The following is a 19,496-nucleotide window of genomic DNA, read 5'->3' as shown; positions in this document are numbered from 1 at the left end:
GGGCTCGTACCGCTTCGAGCCCGGGACAGGCCGGTTGAAGATGTACCGCAGTCGCCTGGACACCGGCGCGGGTGACAATCATCGCTACGTCACCGCGCTGCTGGAGGACTCGCGCGGACGGGTATGGCTGGGCAGTGGCGGCGACGGGCTGCAGCGCTATCGCCCGGAGACCGACGACTTCCAGGCCTTCCGGCACGGCGCGGATGCACCGCGCTCGCTGTCCGACGACTATGTGACGGCGTTGATGGAGGACCGGCGTGGGCGCTTCTGGGTGGGCACGCGCTCGGGCGGGCTCAATGTCTGCACGGCGGGAGAGGACACGCTCGACTGCACCCGGCTGGGCGCGAGCTCGGTGCCGCGCCTGAGCCACTTCTACGTGAGCACGTTGATGGAAGACCCGACAGGGGCGGTCTGGGTGGGAACGGTGGGCGGTGGGTTGCAGCGCGTCTCCCTCGACGAGGCGGGCGTGCCCGTGGACGTGGCGTTGTGGACCAGCGCCGAGGGGCTCATCGACGACAACGTGATGGCGCTGGCGCGTGCCCCGGATGGCGCGCTCTGGGTGAGCACCCGCGCGGGCCTCTCCCGCCTCGAGGTGCACACCCAGGCGTTCGAGAACTACGCCGCGTCGGATGGACTGCCCACGGGGGTGTTCAACCCAGAGGCGGTGGCCCTGCTGGGAGGACGGCTCTACTGGGGAAGCTCCAAGGGACTCGTGGACCTGGACCCCACGGTGCGTCCGCCGCGAGAGCCGCCGCCGCCCCTGGTGCTCACCTCCATCGAAGGGCTGGAGCGCGACGCCCTGCCAGACAAGCCCGTGTGGGAGCTGTCCCGCCTGGACGTGCCGTGGCATCAGCCGTTCTCGCTCGAGTTCTCGTTGCTCGACTACGGACGCAGCGGCACGGAGTACGCGTACCGCTTCACGTCCGACGAGCCCTGGCTTCCGCTGGGCACTCGGAACCAGATTTCCTTTCACTCGCTCCCGCCGGGGGAGCACTCCCTGCAACTGCGCGCGCGCAGTCCGGGGCGTGAGTGGGTCCGGATGCGCCCCTTCGTCCTGCGCGTCGCCCCGCCCCTCTGGCAGCGCACCGACGTGCGCTTCGGCACGCTCGCGGTGGTCCTCATCCTCTTGGTGGCGGGGCTCGCGTGGCGCACCCGCCTGCTGGGCCGGCGCAACCAGGCGCTTCGCACCTTGCAGGTCGAGCGCGAGCAGGCCCTCGAGGAGGCGCAGACGGGGCGCGACCGGCTTCGTCGCCTGACCATGCGACTGGAGGCGGCGAAGGAAGAGGAGCGCAAGCACCTTGCCCGGGAGCTGCATGACGAGTTCGGTCAGGCGCTCACCGCGGTGAAGCTCAACCTGGGCCTGGTGAGCGCCACGGTCCCCATCACCGGCTCCGCGGCGGTGCGCCTGCCGGACGCCGTCGCGCTCATCGACCGGCTCATCGGTCAGGTGCGCGCGCTGTCGGTGGACCTGCGTCCTCCCCAGCTCGACGAGCTGGGGCTGGTCTCCGCGCTGGAGTGGTACCTGCGCGGGGTGACCCAGCGCAGTGGGGTGGAGCTGGTGTTCACCTCGGCGGCGGCGCCTCCCTCGCTGGGCGCGGGGCGAGACATCGTCGTCTTCCGGGTCATCCAGGAGGCGGTCACCAATGCCTTGCGCCACGCGAAGGCCCGGCGCATCGACGTCAGGCTGGAGTCGGTGGGGCAGCTCATCCGGCTCGAGGTGCGGGACGACGGGAAGGGCTTCGAGGTCGACCAGGTCCTGACGGGCCGTGCACCCGGAAGCTTCGGGGTGTTCGGCATGCAGGAGCGGGTTCGAGACCTCGGAGGACGTTTCGAGGTGACCTCGCGCCCGGGGGAGGGGACGCGGGTGGTGGCGGAAGTGCGACTGGAGGACGACTCCATCGGAGGAACGCATGCGCGTGTTGCTGACGGATGACCACCAGTTGGTGAGGGCGGGGCTGCGCGCGCTGCTCGAAACCTTCGGTGGGGTGACGGTGCTCGCGGAATGCGGCGACGGGCAGGAGGCGCTGGTGTTGACGAACAAGCTCCAGCCGGACGTGCTGCTGCTGGACCTGTCGCTGCCCGGGCTCAATGGCATCGAGGTCGCGCGGCGGGTGCCGAAGCTGAGCCCCTCCACGCGGGTGCTCGTGCTCTCCATGCACACCTCGGCGGAGTACGTGGCGCAGGCGCTGCGCGCGGGCGTGGCGGGCTACCTCGTCAAGGACTCGGCGGTGGAGGAACTCAAGGTGGCGCTGGACTCCGTGTCGCAGGGGCGCACCTACCTGAGCCCCGCCATCTCCCAGACGGTGGTGGCGGGCTTCCTGCGCATCACCGAGGAGACGCCCGCGGCGAATCCGCTGGACCTCCTCACCTCGCGCCAGCGGGAGATCCTCCAGCTCATCGCGGAGGGGAACGGCACGCGTGCCATCGCCGAGCGGCTGGACGTGAGTGTGAAGACAGTGGAGGCGCACCGGACGCAGTTGATGGACCGACTGGACATCCACGACGTCCCCTCGCTCGTCCGCCTCGCGGTGCGCCACGGGCTCGTCCCGGGGGAGCCCGTGGGGCCGTAGGGGATTCCTGAGGGACGGCTAGGGGGCTCCCCGATGGTGGGCTCATCCAAGGGTTATCTAGCGTCGCGCCGTGTCCTCGTCCCTCACGGAGCGTCCCCACCGCATGAGTCTCCATCCCCGTCCCCGTCTCTCCAGCGCAGTGCTGGTGGGACTCCTGAGTGTCGTGCTCACCGCTTGCGGTTCGGACCCGAAGTCGCCAGGCGAGCCAGATGCCGGAGGCGGGATAGATGCCGGAGGCGGGACAGATGCCGGAGGCGGGACAGATGCCGGAGGCGAGACACCTGTCAGCCACGCGGTGGGTGGCACCGTCACGGGCCTGCGTGAGGGCGCGCAGGTGGTGCTGCGCAACGGCGAGGATTCGCTGCGGGTGAGCGCCAATGGGGCCTTCGTGTTCGGCCAGAAGGTGGCGGAAGGGAGCGCCTACTCGGTCGTCATCCAGGAGCAGCCGGTGGGCGCCACGTGCACCACGGGCGAGGCGAGCGGCACCGTGGGGGATGCGGACATCACCCAGGTCCTCGTGAGCTGCGCGGCGAACCTCCACGCGGTGGGAGGCAGCGTGTCCGGTCTGGTCGCAGGCTCCACGCTCGAACTCCAGAACAACGGAGGCCCGGTGCTCACCGTCACGGAGAGCGGAGCCTTCCGTTTCGCGGAGGAGGTCGCGGACCTCACGGACTACGCGGTGACGGTGAAGACGCAGCCCGAGGGCCACGACTGCATCGTGGAGCACGGCGCGGGCACGCTGAGCGGCTCGGCGGTCACCGATGTGGCGGTCAATTGCACGGCGCGGACCTTCGCCCTGGGCGGCTCGCTGTTCGGCCTGACCCCAGGGAACTCGGTTGTGCTGAGGAACAACGGCGAAGACGCCGTCACCGTGTCCTCCAACGGCCTCTTCACCTTCGCTCGCCCGGTGGCCTTCGGGGCGACGTACGCGGTCACCGTCGAGGCGACCTATCCCGTCACGTGCAGCGTGTCGCGGGGCGAGGGCACCATGGCGGCGCAGGCGGTGACCAACGTCGCCGTCACCTGCACCACCACGCGATACCTGGTGGGCGGAACGGTGTCGGGCATCATCAAGGGAGGCGTGCTCAAGCTGCAGAACGGCGCCGAGACGCTCCTGGTCAACACCAACGGCCCCTTCACCTTCGCGCAGCCCGTGGACGACCTCGCGAGCTATGCGGTGAGCCTCGTTTCCTCGCCCATTGGACATACCTGCGAGATGGTGGGGGGAACGGGCACGCTGAGCGGAGCCAATGTCAGCTCGGTGGTCGTCACCTGTGAGCCGAAGCAGTACCACCTGGGTGGGGCGGTGACGGGCCTCTCCAGCGGTCAGTCGGTGGTGGTGAAGAACAACGGGACGGATGCTGTCACCGTCACGACCAACGGCGCTTTTTCCTTCCCGACCGGGGTGCTCTATCGCGGCACCTATGCCGTCACCGCGGAGGCCACCTATCCGCTGAGCTGCGTCGTGCCGAATGGCACGGGCACGCAGGGCTCGGCGGCCGTCACGAATGTGGCTGTCGCGTGCCGCACCTGGTCCTTCGCGGTCGGGGGCACGGTGACAGGATTCGTCGAGGGAATGACGTTCGAGCTGTGGCTCAACGAGAGCGAGGTCCTCACCGTCGACTCCAACGGTGCCTTCACGTTCACCCGTCCGGTGGCGGACCTGGGGGCCTACGCCGTCGCGGTGAAGACGCAGCCTGCGGGGCAGTCCTGCTCGGTGCAGCAGGGTACGGGCACGGTGGGAGGCTCGAATGTCACGCAGGTGGCTGTCACATGCAGCCCGGACTCCTTCGTCGTAAGGGGCACGGTGGCCGGGCTCGACGGCTCGCAGTCCGTGGTGCTGCGGAACAACGGAGGGACGGCGCTCACCGTGGCCGTGAATGGTGCCTTCGCCTTCCCGACGCCGGTGGCGTTTGGTAGCGCCTACTCCGTCTCGGCGGAGATCGCGTCCCCGCTGGTGTGCAGCGTGGCGAAGGGCTTTGGCACCATGGGCGCGGGGGATGTGACCGACGTGACGGTGCTCTGCGGAGGGACGTCATACCCTGTCGGAGGCGTCGTGGCGGGGCTGGCGGCGGGCGCCACGCTCGAACTCCAGAACAACGGCGACGACGTGCTCGCGCTCTCCGCCAACGGTCCGTTTACCTTCACCCGGTCCGTGGTGGACCAGGCCACGTACGCAGTGACGGTGAAGACGCAGCCGGTGGGGCAGCGCTGCTCCGTCCGGTCCGGGGACGGCGCGGTGAATGGAGGTCCGGTCTCCGACCTCTCGGTCTCCTGTGAGGATGTCTACGCGCTGGGGGTTCACGTGGCGGGGTTGACGGGCACGTTGGGCCTGCGCTCCGGAACAGACACCCTCACCGTTATCACCGATGGAGAGCACGCCTTCGAGCAAGGGCTGCTCCCCGGGGAGTCGTACTCGGTGCAGGTGAGCCGTCAGCCGCAGGGGCAGACGTGCGAGGTGCTGAGCGGCACGGGCACCATGGGCGATGCGGGCCTCACCGTGGCCGTCTCCTGCGCTCCCAACGTGATGGTGCTTCACGTGGGAGGTGGCGCTGCGGCCCTCAACGCGACCGCCACCGAGGCCTTCCTCGAGGAGTACCGCCCCACGGGGGGCGCTCCGGTGCGGACCCTCGCGATTCCCGCCATGGGCCTTGCTGGCGCGAACCGGCTGACCGTCTCCGGCAGTGACGACTATCAGGGGTTCCTCTCGCTCTCCGGAGACGGCCGCCTGCTCACCTTCGCGGGGTATGACGCGGAGGTGGGAACCGCGAACGTCTCCGGCACGTCCGCGGCGCAGACGTCCCGCGTGGTGGGTCAGGTGGACGTCGCGGGAGCCTTCACCATCGGCGCTCGCCTGAACGATGCCTACGACCTCGACTCGGTGCGCTCGGCCACGACGGTGGATGGCTCCGCGTACTGGCTCGCGGGGCGGGGTGGTGGCATCCGCCACGTCCTGGCGGGCGCGAACCCCAGGGCATCGACCGTCCTCTCCAACGGGGTGAATGACTGCCGTGTCGTGAATGTCTTCGACGGGCGTGTCTACTTCACGCTCGGCATCGCGCCGGTCCCGAACCCGCAGGGCTACCGTCAGGGCGTGCACGCGTTCCCTTCCGCGCTCCCCACCGTGATGGAGACCCCGGTTCAACTGCCCTCGTTCGCCATCACGCTCACGACCTCCGGCTTCGCGCTGCTCGACCTGGACCCCGAGGTGGAGGGAGTGGACACGGCCTACGTCTCCATCAACATCAGCCTCCCTGCCTCGCAGGGTGGAACGCCGGACACGTTGCGCCTGGAGAAGTGGACCTTCGACGGAGTGGCCTGGAGCAAGAAGGACTCCTTCGTGCCCACCTTCGCCGTCGCGGGGACGACGACCAACCGCATGGCAGCCCATGGTGTCTCCGCGACGAAGACTCCCTCGGGCGTGAGGGTCTACGTCACCACCTACCTGAGCAGCTCGGGTGGCGCGGGCAACATGGTGGTCACCTTCCTGGACGACGGGAGCACGGTGACTCCCTCGGTGACCGTGCTGGCGACGGCCCCGGCCAACACCGCCTTCCGTGGCGTGAGCGCCAGTCCGCGCCCCTGAGCCGTGCGCGGCGCCACGCGCCCCTAGGGGATTCCTGAGGGACTCCTAGGGGCGCCCCCGATGGTTCGCGGTTCCCTCCTTCTTCACAGTCACCATTCCCCATCCCCGGTCCTCGCGTGTCGGATGCGCGGCGCCGTGCAGAGAGGTCGATTCATGAGAGAGCGTTCCGGTCGTCGTTGGCTTCACCGCGCGTTGCTCGGGCTTGTCTCCGTGGCCGCCATCGCGGCGTGTAGCAGCGACAAGTCTCCCTCCTCCGTGAAATCCCTGCGGATCGCGCCCACGAGCTTCACGCTCGCCGCGGGCCTGGGGGGCGAGGTGGTGGCGACGGCCACCCTTTCCGATGGCAGCACGCGCGATGTCACGCGGGAGACGACGTGGTCCTCGGATGACGCCGCCATCGCGACGGTGTCCCAGGACGCGAGTGGCGCGCCCCAGGTGCGAGCGCTGGCCCAGGGCCAGACGACCGTGCGGGCCCGGTGGGACGCGGTCTCCGCGGAAGCGCCCGTGCAGGTGACCGACGCCACGCCGGTCTCCATGGTGATTGCTCCCTCTGCGCCGTCCCTCGCCGTGGGGCTCTCCCAGCAGCTCACGGCCACGGCCACCCTCACGGATGGCGGCACGCACGTCGTCACCAGTGACGTCCAGTGGAACTCCTCGGACGCGACGGTGGCCACGGTCTCCGAGAGCGGCCTGGTGCGCGCCCTCGCTCCGGGGCAGGCCACGGTCCGGGCGGTGCTCGGCACGGTGGAGGTCTCCGCCTTGGTGACTGTCACCGACGCCGTCGTCACCGCCATCGCCGTGACGCCCGATGCGGCCTCGCTCGCCCGTGGAAGCACCGTGTCGTTGGTCGCCACCGCCACGCGCTCCGACGGCACGGTGGCGGATGTCTCCACCGAGGCGACTTGGATCTCCAGTGACACGGCGGTCGTGTCCCTGAGCCAGCGCGTCGCGAGCGGTCAGGGGATGGGCACCGCGCGCATCACGGCGACGTTTCGTGAGGTGAGCGGGAGCACCCAGCTGACGGTCGCGGAGGCCACCGCGCTCACGCTCTCGCCAGCGGAGGTCACGCTGGTGGAAGGACACCCGCGCCAGCTCCATGCGACGGCCACGCTCGATAACGGCACGAGCCAGGACGTCACCACCAGCGCCACGTGGAAGAGCAGCCAGCCCACGGTGGCCGTCGTCTCCATGGATGCCTCCACGCGCGGTCAGGTCACGCCGGTGGGGCCGGGTGCCTCGTCTCTCACGGCGACCTTCAACGGCCTGAGCGCCAGCGCCCAGGTGAACGTCGCGCGCCTGAGTGTCTCCGCGGTCGTCCCCACCTTCCAGACGCTGGAGGATGGGGTGGTCTCCTTCACGGCTCAGCTCGCCAAGGCGGTGGCCCCCTCCACGAAGCTGCGCTGGCGGGTGACGCTGAGCCGCACGAATCCCCCCATGACTTCGTCCGAGCCGGAGATCCAGTCTCCTGTCGTGGGGCAGGCCCTGCGCTACGACACGGGGACGGCGGGCGAAGTGTCGGACCGGCCCGAGACCTGGATGGGTGGCTTCGAGACGGACGGGAGTGGCGTCACCTATCTCGGCCCGGAGGAGGGGTTCGAGGTGGGCACGACGCAGCTCCAGACGAGCGAGGGCCAGACCTGGGCCTTCCGCACGCGCTTCGCCATCAAGGGCCGCTACACGCTGCTGCTCGAACTGCTCGATGTCAGCGAGGCGGGCGCTCCCGTGCGCCTCGGCGGAGAGACGGCGCTGAGCGCCACCGTGGGCACCCTGCGCGCGCCGGACGCGTCCGAGTTGCTGCTGTATGCCGCGTCACCGACAGGGGAGGCCACGAGCGAGGAGTCGAGCTTCCCGCAGGCGTACGCCGTGTCCCCGGACGGCACACGGCTTCGTCAGCTCACGCCGGTTCCCGCTCCCTTCGTCTCGCCTCGCGACGTGCACTCCGAGCTGACCCGTTCGCCCGACCGCAAGACGATGGCGTGGGTGGATGGGCGCGACATGTTCGGAGGCATCTTCTTCCGGGGCGTCGTCTATCTCGCGGATGCGGATGGCAGCCATGTGAGGCGCCTCTCGCAGGTGAGCCCCGCGCTGTGCGGAGAACGCTCCGTCGAGTTCTCGCCGGATGGGCAGTGGATCTCCTTCGTGAGGTCCTGTTCGTACGACCCATTCCCGGGCCGTGCCTCCACGGAGTTCCAGTACATCATCCGCCCCGACGGGACCGACGAGCGGCGCATCCTCATCGCGGACGTCAATGACATGCCGTCGCCCACGCCCATCTCGTCCGTGGTCTACGGCACCTTCTCGCGCGACAGCGCCACGCTCTACACCGTCGAGTATCTGGCCAAGGGCACCCGGCTCTGGGCCTACTCCCTCGCGGATGGGAGCGCGCGCAAGGTGCTCGACTTCGCGGTCCGGGGGCAGGAGATGGCGGCCCTTTCGAAGTTCCCGATGGTGCTGCCCAATGGTGACCTGCTCTATCACTACCGGAACCTGGACGTGACCTCGGACACCTGGCTGGAGCGTGTGAAGCCCGATGGTACCGGGCGAGAGATCGTGCGTCCCATCGGGCTCGGCAACCACGGCCAGTATCTCCAGAGCCTCTTCACGCTCTCTCCGGACGGTACGCGCGTGGCCTACGCGCAGGTGGACCCGGAGACAGGGATTGCCACCATCATGGTCTCAAACCTCGATGGCTCGGACGCTGTCTCCATGGGCAATCCACCCGCGTACTTCGTGAGGCGCGTGTCTTGGGTTCGCTAGCCCCGTCCTCGGCCCGTCTCGCGCTTCGCCCGCTCTGGAGATCCCTCTCATGAAGACCCTGCTCAGAACCCTCGCTGGGGTGGTCCTGGCGCTCGCCGGCACGCGGGCGGGTGCCAGTGCTCCGCCGAACCACGATGCACTCCTGGAACAGGCCCCCGCGCGGGACGCGGGTGGCGTGCCACCGGAAGGAACGTTCCCGGATGCCCGGGTGCTGCACACCGACTCCCGGCTCGGGGTACCCACCTTCGTCTGGGCCTCCAAGCCCGTGGCGGGTGCCGCGCGGCCCCTGGCGCTTCGAGCCGACAGCGCCTACGCCCGGATGACTCCGGCCACGGCGGCTCGCGCCCAGCTCGACGCGCTGGCGCCCCTCTATGGGGACCGCTCGCTCTCGCAAGAGGGCGTCTTCGTCGCCAGCACCCGCCGCAGCCCGCTGGGCTCCTCGGTGGTGACGCTGAGACAGGAGGTGGGCGGAGTCGAGGTGTTCCGAGGCGGCGTCAGGCTGCTGCTCGACTCGCGCAATGTGCTGGTGGCCGCCTCGGGTCACCTGGCTCGGGATTCGGGGCAGGGCGCCAAGCGCTCCGCTCGGGGCGACTCGCTGGGGGCCACGCAGGCCGCGGCCGTGGCGTTCGCGGACCTGACGGGCCAGTCGCTCGACGCGAGCCTGCTGCGGACCACGGGGCCTGGCTCCGGGCGCTACACCCGCTATGAGCTGGCCTCCTACGCGCGCCCGCTCCCGGTGAGCCTGCGACTTCCCGCGCGCATCAAGCCGGTGCTCTTCGAGCTGCCCGAGGGGCTGATTCCCGCCCACTACGTGGAGCTGAACACGGGAGTCCCGGAGTCATCGACGTCGGACTACTACGCGTACGTCATCGCCGCGGACGACGGCCGCGTGCTCTTCCGCAATGACCTCACGGCGGACGCGGCACACAGCTATCGGGTCTGGGCGGATGCCACGACGCCGTACACGCCGTTCGCGGGCCCCTCCGGCAACGAGCACATTCCTCACCCGACGGGGACTCCGAACGGCTACGTGCCGCCCTTCGTCGCGCGAAACCTGGTGACGCTCGACAGCGCGCCCTTCAGTCGCAATGACCCCTGGCTCCCGGTGGACGCCACCGAGACGACCGGCAACAACGTGGATGCCTACGTGGACGCCAGTGCGCCGGATGGGTTCGGTCCTGGGGACGTGCGTGGCCACATCAGCGGGCCGGCGACCTTCGACTATCCCTACAGCTTCGACCTGCTGCCCTACGAGACGCCGCAGCAGATCCAAGCCGCGGTGACCCAGTTGTTCTACGTGAACAATTGGTTGCACGACGACTACTACGACGTGGGCTTCGACGAGGCGGCCGGCAACGGCCAGCAGGACAACCTCGGACGGGGCGGCCTGGGCGGAGACCGCATCAGGGCCGAGGCGCAGGACTACAGCGGCGTCAACAACGCGAACATGGCCACGCCCGCCGATGGTGCCAGTCCGCGCATGCAGATGTATGTCTTCACCGGCCCGCAAACGCAGCTCACCTTCGAGGTGACTGCTCCCGAGGAGGTCGCGCGCCCGTACACGTTCGTCACCGCGCAGTTCAGCCCTCGCTTCTTCGCGGCGAGCGCTCGGGTGGTCCAGGCGCTCGACGCGGCGGACGCTGCGGGCCCCTTGCCGACGGATGGCTGTTCGGCGCTGACCAACGCCGCGGAGATCGCGGGGCAGATCGCGCTCGTGGACCGGGGCACCTGCGGCCTTCACCTCAAGGTGCTGCTCGCGCAGGCCGCTGGGGCCACCGGCGTCATCATCGCCAACAGCCCGGGCCAGGCGTTGCCCACGGGCATGGGGGCCACGGAAGGGCTGGCGCTGCCCACCATCGGCGCGGTGATGATCCAGTCGGGGGATGCGGAGCTTCTGCGCAAGCACCTGGCCACCGGCGTGTGGGTCACCCTGGCCAAGCGGTCCGTGGGCGACCTGGACGGCACCATCGACATGGGCATCGTCGCGCACGAGTGGGGGCACTACATCAGCAACCGCCTCGTCCACGACGGCGCGGGTCTTGGAAACAACCAGGGGCGCAGCATGGGGGAGGGGTGGGCGGACTTCCATGCCCTGCTGATGATGGTGCGGGAGGAAGATGCCCAGGTCGCGTCGAATCCGAACTGGACCGGCGTGTTCCCCACGGGCGAGTACGCGACACGCAACATGGGGCCGGACTCCTCCTACTTCGGCATCCGTCGCGTGCCGTACTCGGTGGACTTCCGGAAGAATCCATTGACGCTCCAGCACATGAGCAATGGCATCCCGTTGCCCTCGGGTGTTGCGTATGCCTTTGGCGCGGATGGCTCCAGCAATGCCGAGTACCACAACGCGGGTGAGGTCTGGGCCAGCATGCTGTGGGAGTGCTACGTCGCGCTGCTGCGCGACACCTCACGGCTGACGTTCGCGGAGGCGCAGCGGAGGATGAAGAGCTATCTCGTCCTGGCGTACACGCTGACTCCGGCTTCGCCCACCTTCCTGGAGGCTCGCGATGCGTTGCTCGCGGCCGCGTATGCGGGAGACCCGGTGGACTTCGAGCGCTTCTCGGCGGCCTTCGCCCGGCGCGGCGCGGGCATCGGCGCGGTGGCTCCGGACCGGGCCTCCGCGTCCCATGCTGGCGTGGTGGAGAGCTATCGCACGGGCCCGGACGTGATGTTCGTCTCGGCGGAGCTCACCGATGAGGGCGCTGGAGACGCCTCCGCGCGGACGTGTGACGCGGATGGGTACCTGGACAACGGTGAGACGGGTGTCCTGCGCATCACCCTGCGTGGCACGGGAAGCGAGCCGCTGCGAGCGACGAGCGTCACCGTCACTGCGGACAGCCCCGGCGTCAAGCTGGCCAACGGAGGCCAGCAGTCCTTCCCCGTCGTGGGCCTCTTCGAAACCGCGACGGTGGACATTCCGGTGTCGCTGACTGGAGCGGCGCCGCGTTCGATCATTCGCTTCGCCATCGCCTATCGCGATGCCAATGGTGTCGTGGCGGGCGACAAGACGGCGACGCTGGTGGCCCGCGTGGAGCAGGACGAGCTGCCAGGCGCGTCCGCGATCGAGTCGGTGGATGCGAGGTACCTGCCGTGGGAGATGACGTCCGCGCTGGGTGATGTGTCCTTCCGGGTGAATGAGAGCTCCACGCTCGAGCGGGCCTTCCTGGGCGAAGCGGTGGGACGGGTCGCGGACTTCGCGCTTGTCACGCCCGAGCTTCAGGTGGGGCAGGGCGCGCTCTCGTTCTCGCTCCGCCACCGGTACTCCTTCGAGACCTCCGGTGGGGAGTACTTCGACGGAGGTGTCATCGAGCTGTCCGAGGATGGCGGGAAGAGCTGGACGGACATTGGCGAGAGCATCGTCCTGAATGGCTATACGGGTGTGCTCACGCCGTATGAAGGCAACGTGAATCCCCTGGTGGGGCGACGCGCCTTCCGGGGTGCGAGCTTCGCGTTCTCCCAGAGCCAGTGGATCACCACGAATGTGAACCTCGGCACCCGCTACGCGGGGAAGTCCGTGCACATCCGCTTCCGCATCGGCACGGATGAGGCGGTCGGCGCCGCCGGCTGGTTCATCGATTCCGTTGGCTTCACGGGCCTTGCCCAGACGCCGTTCACGGTGCTCACGGACGAGCAGGGCCTGTGCACCTCGGGGCTGGTGCGAGCCGAAGCGGGCGAGGGGCTCGCCGTTGACGAGCACTCCCGGGTGAGTCTGCAGGGCAGCGGGAGCAGCGAGCTGGCTGGTGTCCTGACCTATCGCTGGGAGCAGGTGGCGGGCCCGGTCGTGACGCTCAGCGACGCGCAGACGGCCACCCCGAGCTTCACGGCTCCGGAAGTGCTTGCCGATACGACGCTGACGTTCCGTCTGACGGTGTTGAACGAGGGGCTGCAAGACCGGGACACGGTCCAGGTCCTCGTGCGTCAGGTGAACCAGGCGCCCGTGGCCTTCGCTGGAGCCGCCCAGACGGTGGACGAGGGCGGTTCAGTGACGCTCCAGGGCAGTGGCGAGGACCCGGAAGGGGACGTGCTCGTGGGCTATCGGTGGACGCAGGTGTCGGGTCCAACCGTGACACTCACGGGGGCGGAGACCTCGACGCCGAGCTTCACGGCTCCGGCGGTGGCGAGGGGCTCGGTGGAGCTCACCTTCCAGCTCAAGGTGGGTGATGGCTTGCTGGAGAGTGAAGGCGCGACGGTGAGCGTGTCGGTGCGCCATGTCGCGCTCGCGCCCACGGTGAGCGCGGGTGAGGACCTGTCCACGGAGGCCACGAGCTCCGTCACGCTCACCGCCTCCGCCGAGGATCCGGAGCAGGGCACCCTGACCTACGCATGGCGCCAGAGCGAGGGGCCTTCGGTGTCGCTGAAGGACGGGGCGACGGCGGGTGCCAGCTTCACCGCGCCGGAGGTGAGCGCCCCCACGACGCTGACCTTCGTCGTGAAGGTCACCGCCGAGAGTGGCTTGTCCGCGGAGGACACCGTGACGGTGTCCGTGAGCCCGAAGGTGGTGCCACCGAAGGAGTCCGGGTGCTCAGCCACGGGCACACCGGCGATGTTCCCACTGACGCTGTTGTTGCTCGCGCTGCTGGCGCGGCGGCGGCGCGAGGCCCCCTGACGGGGTGATTCAAGCGGGGTGGTGGCTCGGTTGCCACCGCCTCGCTTGGAGGACGGACTCACCGCCCGTGATGACGAGTCGGGATGAAACCGACCTGCTCCGGGCCTTCGAGGCAGGCGAGGGCCGCATCCTGGCGGTTTCCTCGGAGCCCTCTGGTTCCACCAGGCGATGAAGGTGGCACGCGCGGGCATGCATTGACGTCTTGCCCTCGTGACGTCTGGCCGGAAGATGTTCGACGGCTCAGCCCTCGACTCGCGGCTCGACGGGGGCGCGCCATCGCTCGACAGCGAAGCCAGAAGCAGCTTGCTGTCTGCGAATGGTTTCCTGGTGGGAGGCCTCTCCATTCAGCGCGCCACCGAGTTCAAGGAGCGTCGGGGCCAGACGTCAGATCGCCTCGCGCGGCTGCCCTCGCGGTGGCAACTGGACTCCCAGAGCCGCCTGACCCAGGGACGTTGATGACCTGAGGTGTTCGCGCGCCGGGAGTCCGAGTCCGGCGCGCGAGGCTCGGCGACGGTCCTTTCGGTGTGTGAGGTCCCTCGGGAGGATGCCGGCGCGGTGCCGGGCCCGTCCGCGAAGGACGTCCTCACCGCCCGCGAGGCTTCAGGTCCTCTTCCTCGTCGTCCGGACCCATGGCATCCGGGTCCGGCTCCGGCTCTTCATCCGGACCCATGGCGTCCGGGTCCGGCTCGTCTTCCATGCGCTCGGTCTCGTCGAGGCCATCGTCGTAAGCGGCTACGACGGGGGCCGCCGCATGCGCTTGCAACTGCGACTCACGCAACTGCCGGAACGCCTGCACGCCCACCGCCCCAAGCCCGATGACGAAGATGATGGGGCCCGGCGACAGTCGGATGTGCAGCAGCGCCCAGAGCAGGCTCACCCCCACGACACCAGCCGGCGCGAAGCGCGTCCACGCGGGCCGGGCGACTTCCGGTCGCAGCGCGAGCAACCCCAGCAAGGACAGCAGCAACAGCTCCACCACCACGGACCCGGACAGGTCCCATCCGGACAGCGTGGTGATGCCCGAACCCGCCGTATAGAGCACGTCGTCCGCGGCGCGCTGCGCGGGGATGACGTGCAGCTCCGGGGGGCCCGCGGGCACCGGCGCATCCGCCACCACGGGCAGCGTGCTCACCGTCGCCCACGGCGCGAAGAGCGTCAGCACGCACAGCGCCACGCCTCCCAGCGCCACCACCTCCGGAACGACCAGCAGCTGCTTCACGTCGAAGTAGCGCGCCAGCACGCCTTCCGGGCCCGCAATCACCTTGCGGTACTGGTCATGGACGATGAGCCCCGCGCCCAGCAGCCACAACACAGGCGTGAAGCCCAGCCCCAGCATCCGCACCGCCAGCGCCGTCAGCAGCGCCGCGTACGCCGCCGGCACCTCGGGGCGGTAGAGCACCATGGGAAGGAGCTTCGTGACACCCGTGGCCTCGCCGGCCAGCCGCAGCTCGCGCGCCAGCACCAGGACCGCGCCCACCAGGGCCAGCACCGTGCCCACCACGCCCACGCCGTCAAAGGCGGGGAGGATGGAGAGCGCCAACGCGAAGGCGAGAATCGCGAGCCCCACCACGCTCTGCGAGTGCGCCGGCACGCTCGCCAGCCACCGGGGGCCATCGAACCTGGGCCCCGTCTGTCCCGGGTCCGTGTCCTCGGCCGTGTCGGCCGGCGCGGCAGCCTTCGCCGCTGCTGGGACGTACGCGGCGCCCAGACTGTGCGCCTCCGCCTCGTCGAGGATATCCGCCGCGTAGGACGGCTCATCCATCGCGCGCTTGGGCCGGAGCGCGGGACGCGAGCCCGTGCCTCCCTGGGGGGCCTCCGGCATCTTCGCGCCGCAGTTCTCGCAGTACCTCAGCCGACTGTTCGAGGCTTCGCCGCACTCCGGGCACCGCATGGGTCACCTTGCTGTGCGGAGGGCGGGGGGAGGCCCTCTCGGTCCAGCGCAAGCCCTGGAATAACACGCCGATTTCACCGGAAGCGAGAGGCCCCCGGTGGAGCGGCTACGGGCGGGCCGCTTCGGCTGCGGTGGGCGCCTCCGCCGTGGCCGTCAGCTCACGGATGCGCCTGGTCAGCGACTCCGGATCGATGGGCCCCACGTGTTTGCCCTGGATGATGCCCGCCGGGTTGATGAAGTACGTCTCAGGCACACCCGCCACGCCGTAGCTCACCGCCATGCGCGAGCGAGGATCCACCAGCTGCGGGAAGCTGTACCCCTGGCGCCGCAGGAACGCGCGGGCGTTGTCCTCGGAGTCCTCGAACACGACCCCCAGGAACACCGCCTGCGAGCCGAACTCCCGCTGGCCCCACTCCAGGACCGGGTGCTCGTACTGACACGGCCCACACCAGGACGCCCAGAAGTTGATGACCACCGGGCGGCCCTTCAGGTCCGCCAGGCTCACCTTCTCACCCGTGTCCAGCGAGCGCAGCACGAAGTCCGGTGCCGGCTTGCCCGCGAGCATGAAGGGCACCTCGTGCGGATTGCGCCCGAAGCCCTTGGCCAGCACCACCAGCAGTCCCACGCAGAGGGCGGCGAAGCCCAGCGTATAGCGCCACCGACGCATCAGGCCGCCCCCCGCTCCGCGTCACCGCCCGGCAGGGGCGAGGCCCCCGCTTCCGAACTGGCCATCGCCACCGCCGCCCGACGGCGCGGCCACAGCGCGATGATCGTGCCCAGCACGAAGAGCGGGATGCACCACCAGATCCACCCCACCAGCGGGAAGACCCAGACGTTGAAGCTCGCGTTGCCCGCCTGCTCGGAGAAGGCCATCAGGGAGATGTACAGGTCCTCACCCGCCGTCTCGCGCACCGCGGGCGTGCCGATGGGGTCCGTGCTCCGCTCGTAGTAGTTCAGGCGGGGCTTCATCTCCTCCACCTTGCCGCCCGGCGTCGTCACCTCCACGCGCGCCGCGACGAAGGTGCGGTGCGGCTCCTCTCCGCTCACCAGCCCCAGGTACTTGAGCTGATAGCCGTCCAGCATCATCGTCTGGTCCTTCTTCAGCGTGCCGGACGTGTGCTTCACGTACGACGACGACGCGGACACCGCGACGATGAGAATCACGATGCCCAGGTGCACCACGTAGCCGCCGAAGCGGCGCTGCGCCTTGGTGGCGCTCGTGAGCACCGCGGTGACGAGGCCCTCTTTGCGCTCCGTCATGCGGACCCGGATGGGCGACACCAGCTCCCGCAGCGTGACGACGGTGACGAAGCCCGCCAGTCCGAAGGTGAGCAGCGGATACACGCCGCGCAGCCCCACCGCGAAGCAGATGGCCGTGACGATGAGGCCCACCGCCGCGGGGATGAGGAACTGCCGCCGGAGCGTGGCCTTGTCCGGCGTACCCCACGGCAGCACCGGTCCCACGCCCATCAGGAAGAGCACCGCGATGCCACCCGGCACCGCCATCTTGTTGAAGTACGGCTCACCCACGCTGACGCGCACGCCGCGCACGGCCTCGGACACCAGCGGGTACAGCGTGCCCAGCAGCACCGTGAACGTGATCGCCACGAACACCAGGTTGTTCATCAGGATGCTGGCCTCGCGTGACGCCAGCGAGCTCAGCCGTCCTTCGGGCACCAGCAGCGGACCGCGCACCGCGAGCAGTCCCACGCACACCACCAGCAGCACGCCCAGGAACACCAGGAACGTGGGGCCGATGTCCGACTGGGTGAAGGAGTGGACCGAGTTGAAGATGCCCGAGCGCGTCATGAACGTGCCCAGAATCGTCAGCACGAAGGACGCGAGCGCGAGCGACAGCGTCCACAGCTTCAGCATCCGCTTGCGCTCCTGCACCATCGTCGAGTGCATGAACGCCGTCGCGGTCAGCCACGGCAGGAAGCTGGCGTTCTCCACCGGATCCCACGCCCAGTAGCCGCCCCAGCCGAGCACGGCATACGCCCACCACGCGCCGAGGATGATGCCAATCGACAGGAACAGCCACGCCACCAGCGTCCAGCGCCGCAGGGGCGCCATCCACGCCTCGCCAATCTCGCCGCGCAACAGACCCGCCACCGCGACGCCGAACGGCACCGTCATCCCCACGTAGCCCAGGTAGAGGAAGGGCGGGTGGATGACCATCAGGATGTGGTTCTGGAGCAGGGGATTGGGGCCGGGGCCGTCCGCCGGCACGGGCGACACAGCGCCCCAGGGGTTGGCGGGACCGGCGATGAGGAACGCGAAGAACACGCCCACCGCCAGCATGGTGCCCAGCGCCAGTTGCATGTAGCGCGCGTGCTCGCGGCGGTGCATCCACGCGAAGGCCGCGATGTACAGGCCCATGATGAGGCCCCAGAAGAGGATGGACCCCTCCAGCGCGCTCCACAGCGACACCACCGTGTACAACAGCGGCGTGTCCCGGCTGCCCACCTGCGCGACGTACTTCACGCTGAAGTCGTGCGTGACGAGCGCGAAGACCATCATCAGGTTCGCGGCCACCATGCAGCCGGCGAAGCCCCACACCGCGCGCATCACCCAGGGGAAGCCCGCCTCACTGCGGCGCAGCCCGGTGACCAAACCCACCAGCGCACCGAAGGTCGCGAACGCGAGCCCTCCGAGCACCAGCCCGTATCCAATCGACCCGTTCACCGCGCCTCCGCGCCCATCCCCGTGCTGGCCGTCGTCGTGCCCTCGGAGAGCGTCTCACGCCACTTGTTCGGGTCCTCGCCCTCCTTGGGGGCGCGGTACTCGTTCGAGTGGTTCACCATCAACCGGTTGGAGCTGAACACGCCGGACGCGTCGTAGGTGCCCTCCACCACGACGCCAATCTTGTCGCGGAACATCTGCGGCGGCGTCTCCGTGGAGCGCACCAGCACGCTGGGGGTGCCCTCGTTGGCGTCGTTGGCCACCCGGAAGTGCAGGGTGGTGTGCTCGGCGTTCCACTGGATGCTGCCCGGCTGCACCACGCCACCCAGGCGGATGGTGGCCGAGTACGCCTTCTCCCCCTGGGCGAGCATCTCCGAGGGGCTCCAGTAGTAGACGAGGTTCTCTCCGATGTTGCCGAAGGCCACGAAGCCCAGGCCAGCACCCGCGACGAGCAGGGCTCCCAGGGCGAACAGTCGATTGCGAGCGACAGGCGTCATGACGGGCTCACTCCTTCGCGGCCTGGGGCCGGCGCAGCCAGAGAGACAGCGAGTAAAGCACGAGCGCCACCACGGTGATGCCGTAGCAGGCCCAGACATAGCCCCAGCCGCCCTGGATGCGGCCACTGCCCACCTGGCCCGCGGCCTGGGCGAGGACTCCCAGCGTCGTCAAAGTCGTCATGTTCAGGCCACCTTCGGGGTGTCGTGGACGGAGGCCGCGCCGCCCGTGCCAGGCAGGGCTTCCGGGAGGGCCACTTCCGCCCGGCGCTCGGCCAGGGCGATGCGATAGCGGTGCATCAGCATGGCGATGGTCAAGAGCAACAGCCCGATGGCCGACACTCGCAGGCACAGCACCATCTGCGGATCCACCGTCTTGGGGCTCGACTGCACCTGATGCAGGCTGCGCCACCAGCGCACGGAGAACCAGACGATGGGCAGGTTGATGGCGCCCAGGATCGCCACCACCGCGCTCCACGTCGCGCGCTTGTCCGGGTCCTCCACGAAGCGCCGCAGGACGAGGTAGCCGGTGTAGGTCACCAGCATGATGGCCTCCGACGTCAGGCGCGGATCCCACGACCAGTAGACGCCCCAGGTCGGACGGCCCCAGATGGCCCCCGTCACCATGCCCAGCGCGCCGAGCACGAGGCCGACCTCCGCCGCCGACTCCGCCGTCGAGTCCAGCTTCCAGCTGGCGTTGGAGCGCACCAGGTACGCCACCGCCGCCACGAAGTTCAGGAACATGGCCAGCATGGCCATCCACTGGAGTGGCACGTGCACGTACATGATGCGCTGCACGTCCCCCATCTCCCGGTCCGGCGGTGCCCACGCCAGCCCCAGCCACCATCCGGCGGCCAGCACGCCCAGCCCCACCACCGGCAGGCCCCACTTGATGAGCTTGTTCATC

General features: G+C 69.4%; 11 protein-coding genes. 5 read left to right on the top strand and 6 right to left on the bottom strand.

Features of this window, described 5'->3' with window-relative positions; genetic code table 11:
• The 5 genes from HR086_RS15080 to HR086_RS15060 form a co-directional block, all read left to right on the top strand.
• Positions 1-1,933, top strand: a 1,933-nt coding sequence (locus tag HR086_RS15080; RefSeq protein WP_254626335.1) for a sensor histidine kinase, incomplete at its 5' end; no start/stop codon positions are given.
• A complete protein-coding gene (locus HR086_RS15075; protein ID WP_141643310.1) occupies positions 1,911-2,570 on the top strand; it encodes a response regulator transcription factor in 660 nt (219 codons plus the stop codon). The genes HR086_RS15080 and HR086_RS15075, both read left to right, overlap by 23 nt.
• 103 nt (positions 2,571-2,673) lie before the next feature.
• Entirely contained in the window at positions 2,674-6,156 is a 3,483-nt protein-coding gene (locus HR086_RS15070) for a hypothetical protein (protein ID WP_174465970.1), read from the top strand.
• Between the two features lie 153 nt (positions 6,157-6,309).
• Positions 6,310-8,913, top strand: coding sequence for an Ig-like domain-containing protein (locus tag HR086_RS15065; RefSeq protein WP_174465969.1), 2,604 nt, complete (start codon positions 6,310-6,312; stop codon positions 8,911-8,913).
• A 49-nt stretch (positions 8,914-8,962) separates the two neighbouring features.
• On the top strand, positions 8,963-13,522 hold the full coding sequence (locus tag HR086_RS15060) for a myxosortase-dependent M36 family metallopeptidase (protein WP_174465968.1): 4,560 nt from the start codon (positions 8,963-8,965) through the stop codon (positions 13,520-13,522).
• 583 nt (positions 13,523-14,105) lie between these two features.
• Here the strand turns inward: HR086_RS15060 and HR086_RS15055 are convergent.
• The 6 genes from HR086_RS15055 to ccsA all read right to left on the bottom strand — a co-directional run bounded on the left by HR086_RS15055 (position 14,106) and on the right by ccsA (position 19,495).
• Entirely contained in the window at positions 14,106-15,413 is a 1,308-nt protein-coding gene (locus HR086_RS15055; RefSeq protein ID WP_174462670.1) for a zinc ribbon domain-containing protein, read from the bottom strand.
• A gap of 106 nt (positions 15,414-15,519) precedes the next feature.
• Positions 15,520-16,080, bottom strand: a complete 561-nt coding sequence (locus tag HR086_RS15050; protein ID WP_141643304.1) for a redoxin domain-containing protein — start codon at positions 16,078-16,080, stop codon at positions 15,520-15,522.
• Positions 16,080-18,098, bottom strand: a complete 2,019-nt coding sequence (locus HR086_RS15045) for a heme lyase CcmF/NrfE family subunit (protein WP_141643303.1) — start codon at positions 18,096-18,098, stop codon at positions 16,080-16,082. The genes HR086_RS15050 and HR086_RS15045 overlap by 1 nt, the downstream gene beginning before the upstream one ends.
• The gene (locus HR086_RS15040; RefSeq protein ID WP_174465967.1) at positions 18,095-18,592 is read right to left on the bottom strand and encodes a cytochrome c maturation protein CcmE; all 498 of its coding nucleotides are present in this window, start codon (positions 18,590-18,592) and stop codon (positions 18,095-18,097) included. The genes HR086_RS15045 and HR086_RS15040 overlap by 4 nt, the downstream gene beginning before the upstream one ends.
• Before the next feature lie 7 nt (positions 18,593-18,599).
• Entirely contained in the window at positions 18,600-18,773 is a 174-nt protein-coding gene (locus tag HR086_RS15035; RefSeq protein ID WP_141643301.1) for a heme exporter protein CcmD, read from the bottom strand.
• A 2-nt stretch (positions 18,774-18,775) separates the two neighbouring features.
• On the bottom strand, positions 18,776-19,495 hold the full coding sequence (gene ccsA / locus HR086_RS15030; RefSeq protein WP_141643300.1) for a cytochrome c biogenesis protein CcsA: 720 nt from the start codon (positions 19,493-19,495) through the stop codon (positions 18,776-18,778).
• Position 19,496: the final 1 nt, after the last annotated feature.

This window comes from Myxococcus sp. CA039A, from assembly GCF_013336645.1.
Lineage (GTDB): Bacteria > Myxococcota > Myxococcia > Myxococcales > Myxococcaceae > Myxococcus > Myxococcus llanfairpwllgwyngyllgogerychwyrndrobwllllantysiliogogogochensis.
Note: the sequence above shows the minus strand (reverse complement) of the source record. Positions and strands in the feature narration are given on the sequence as shown.

Bases quoted from the DNA above. Each gene is read 5' to 3' on its own strand.
- ccsA (WP_141643300.1), bottom strand. From the start codon at position 19,495: ATGAACAAGCTCATCAAGTGGGGCCTGCCGGTGGTGGGGCTGGGCGTG.
- HR086_RS15060 (WP_174465968.1), top strand. From the start codon at position 8,963: ATGAAGACCCTGCTCAGAACCCTCGCTGGGGTGGTCCTGGCGCTCGCC.
- HR086_RS15035 (WP_141643301.1), bottom strand. From the start codon at position 18,773: ATGACGACTTTGACGACGCTGGGAGTCCTCGCCCAGGCCGCGGGCCAG.
- HR086_RS15050 (WP_141643304.1), bottom strand. From the start codon at position 16,080: ATGCGTCGGTGGCGCTATACGCTGGGCTTCGCCGCCCTCTGCGTGGGA.
- HR086_RS15055 (WP_174462670.1), bottom strand. From the start codon at position 15,413: ATGCGGTGCCCGGAGTGCGGCGAAGCCTCGAACAGTCGGCTGAGGTAC.
- HR086_RS15040 (WP_174465967.1), bottom strand. From the start codon at position 18,592: ATGACGCCTGTCGCTCGCAATCGACTGTTCGCCCTGGGAGCCCTGCTC.
- HR086_RS15070 (WP_174465970.1), top strand. From the start codon at position 2,674: ATGAGTCTCCATCCCCGTCCCCGTCTCTCCAGCGCAGTGCTGGTGGGA.
- HR086_RS15075 (WP_141643310.1), top strand. From the start codon at position 1,911: ATGCGCGTGTTGCTGACGGATGACCACCAGTTGGTGAGGGCGGGGCTG.
- HR086_RS15065 (WP_174465969.1), top strand. From the start codon at position 6,310: ATGAGAGAGCGTTCCGGTCGTCGTTGGCTTCACCGCGCGTTGCTCGGG.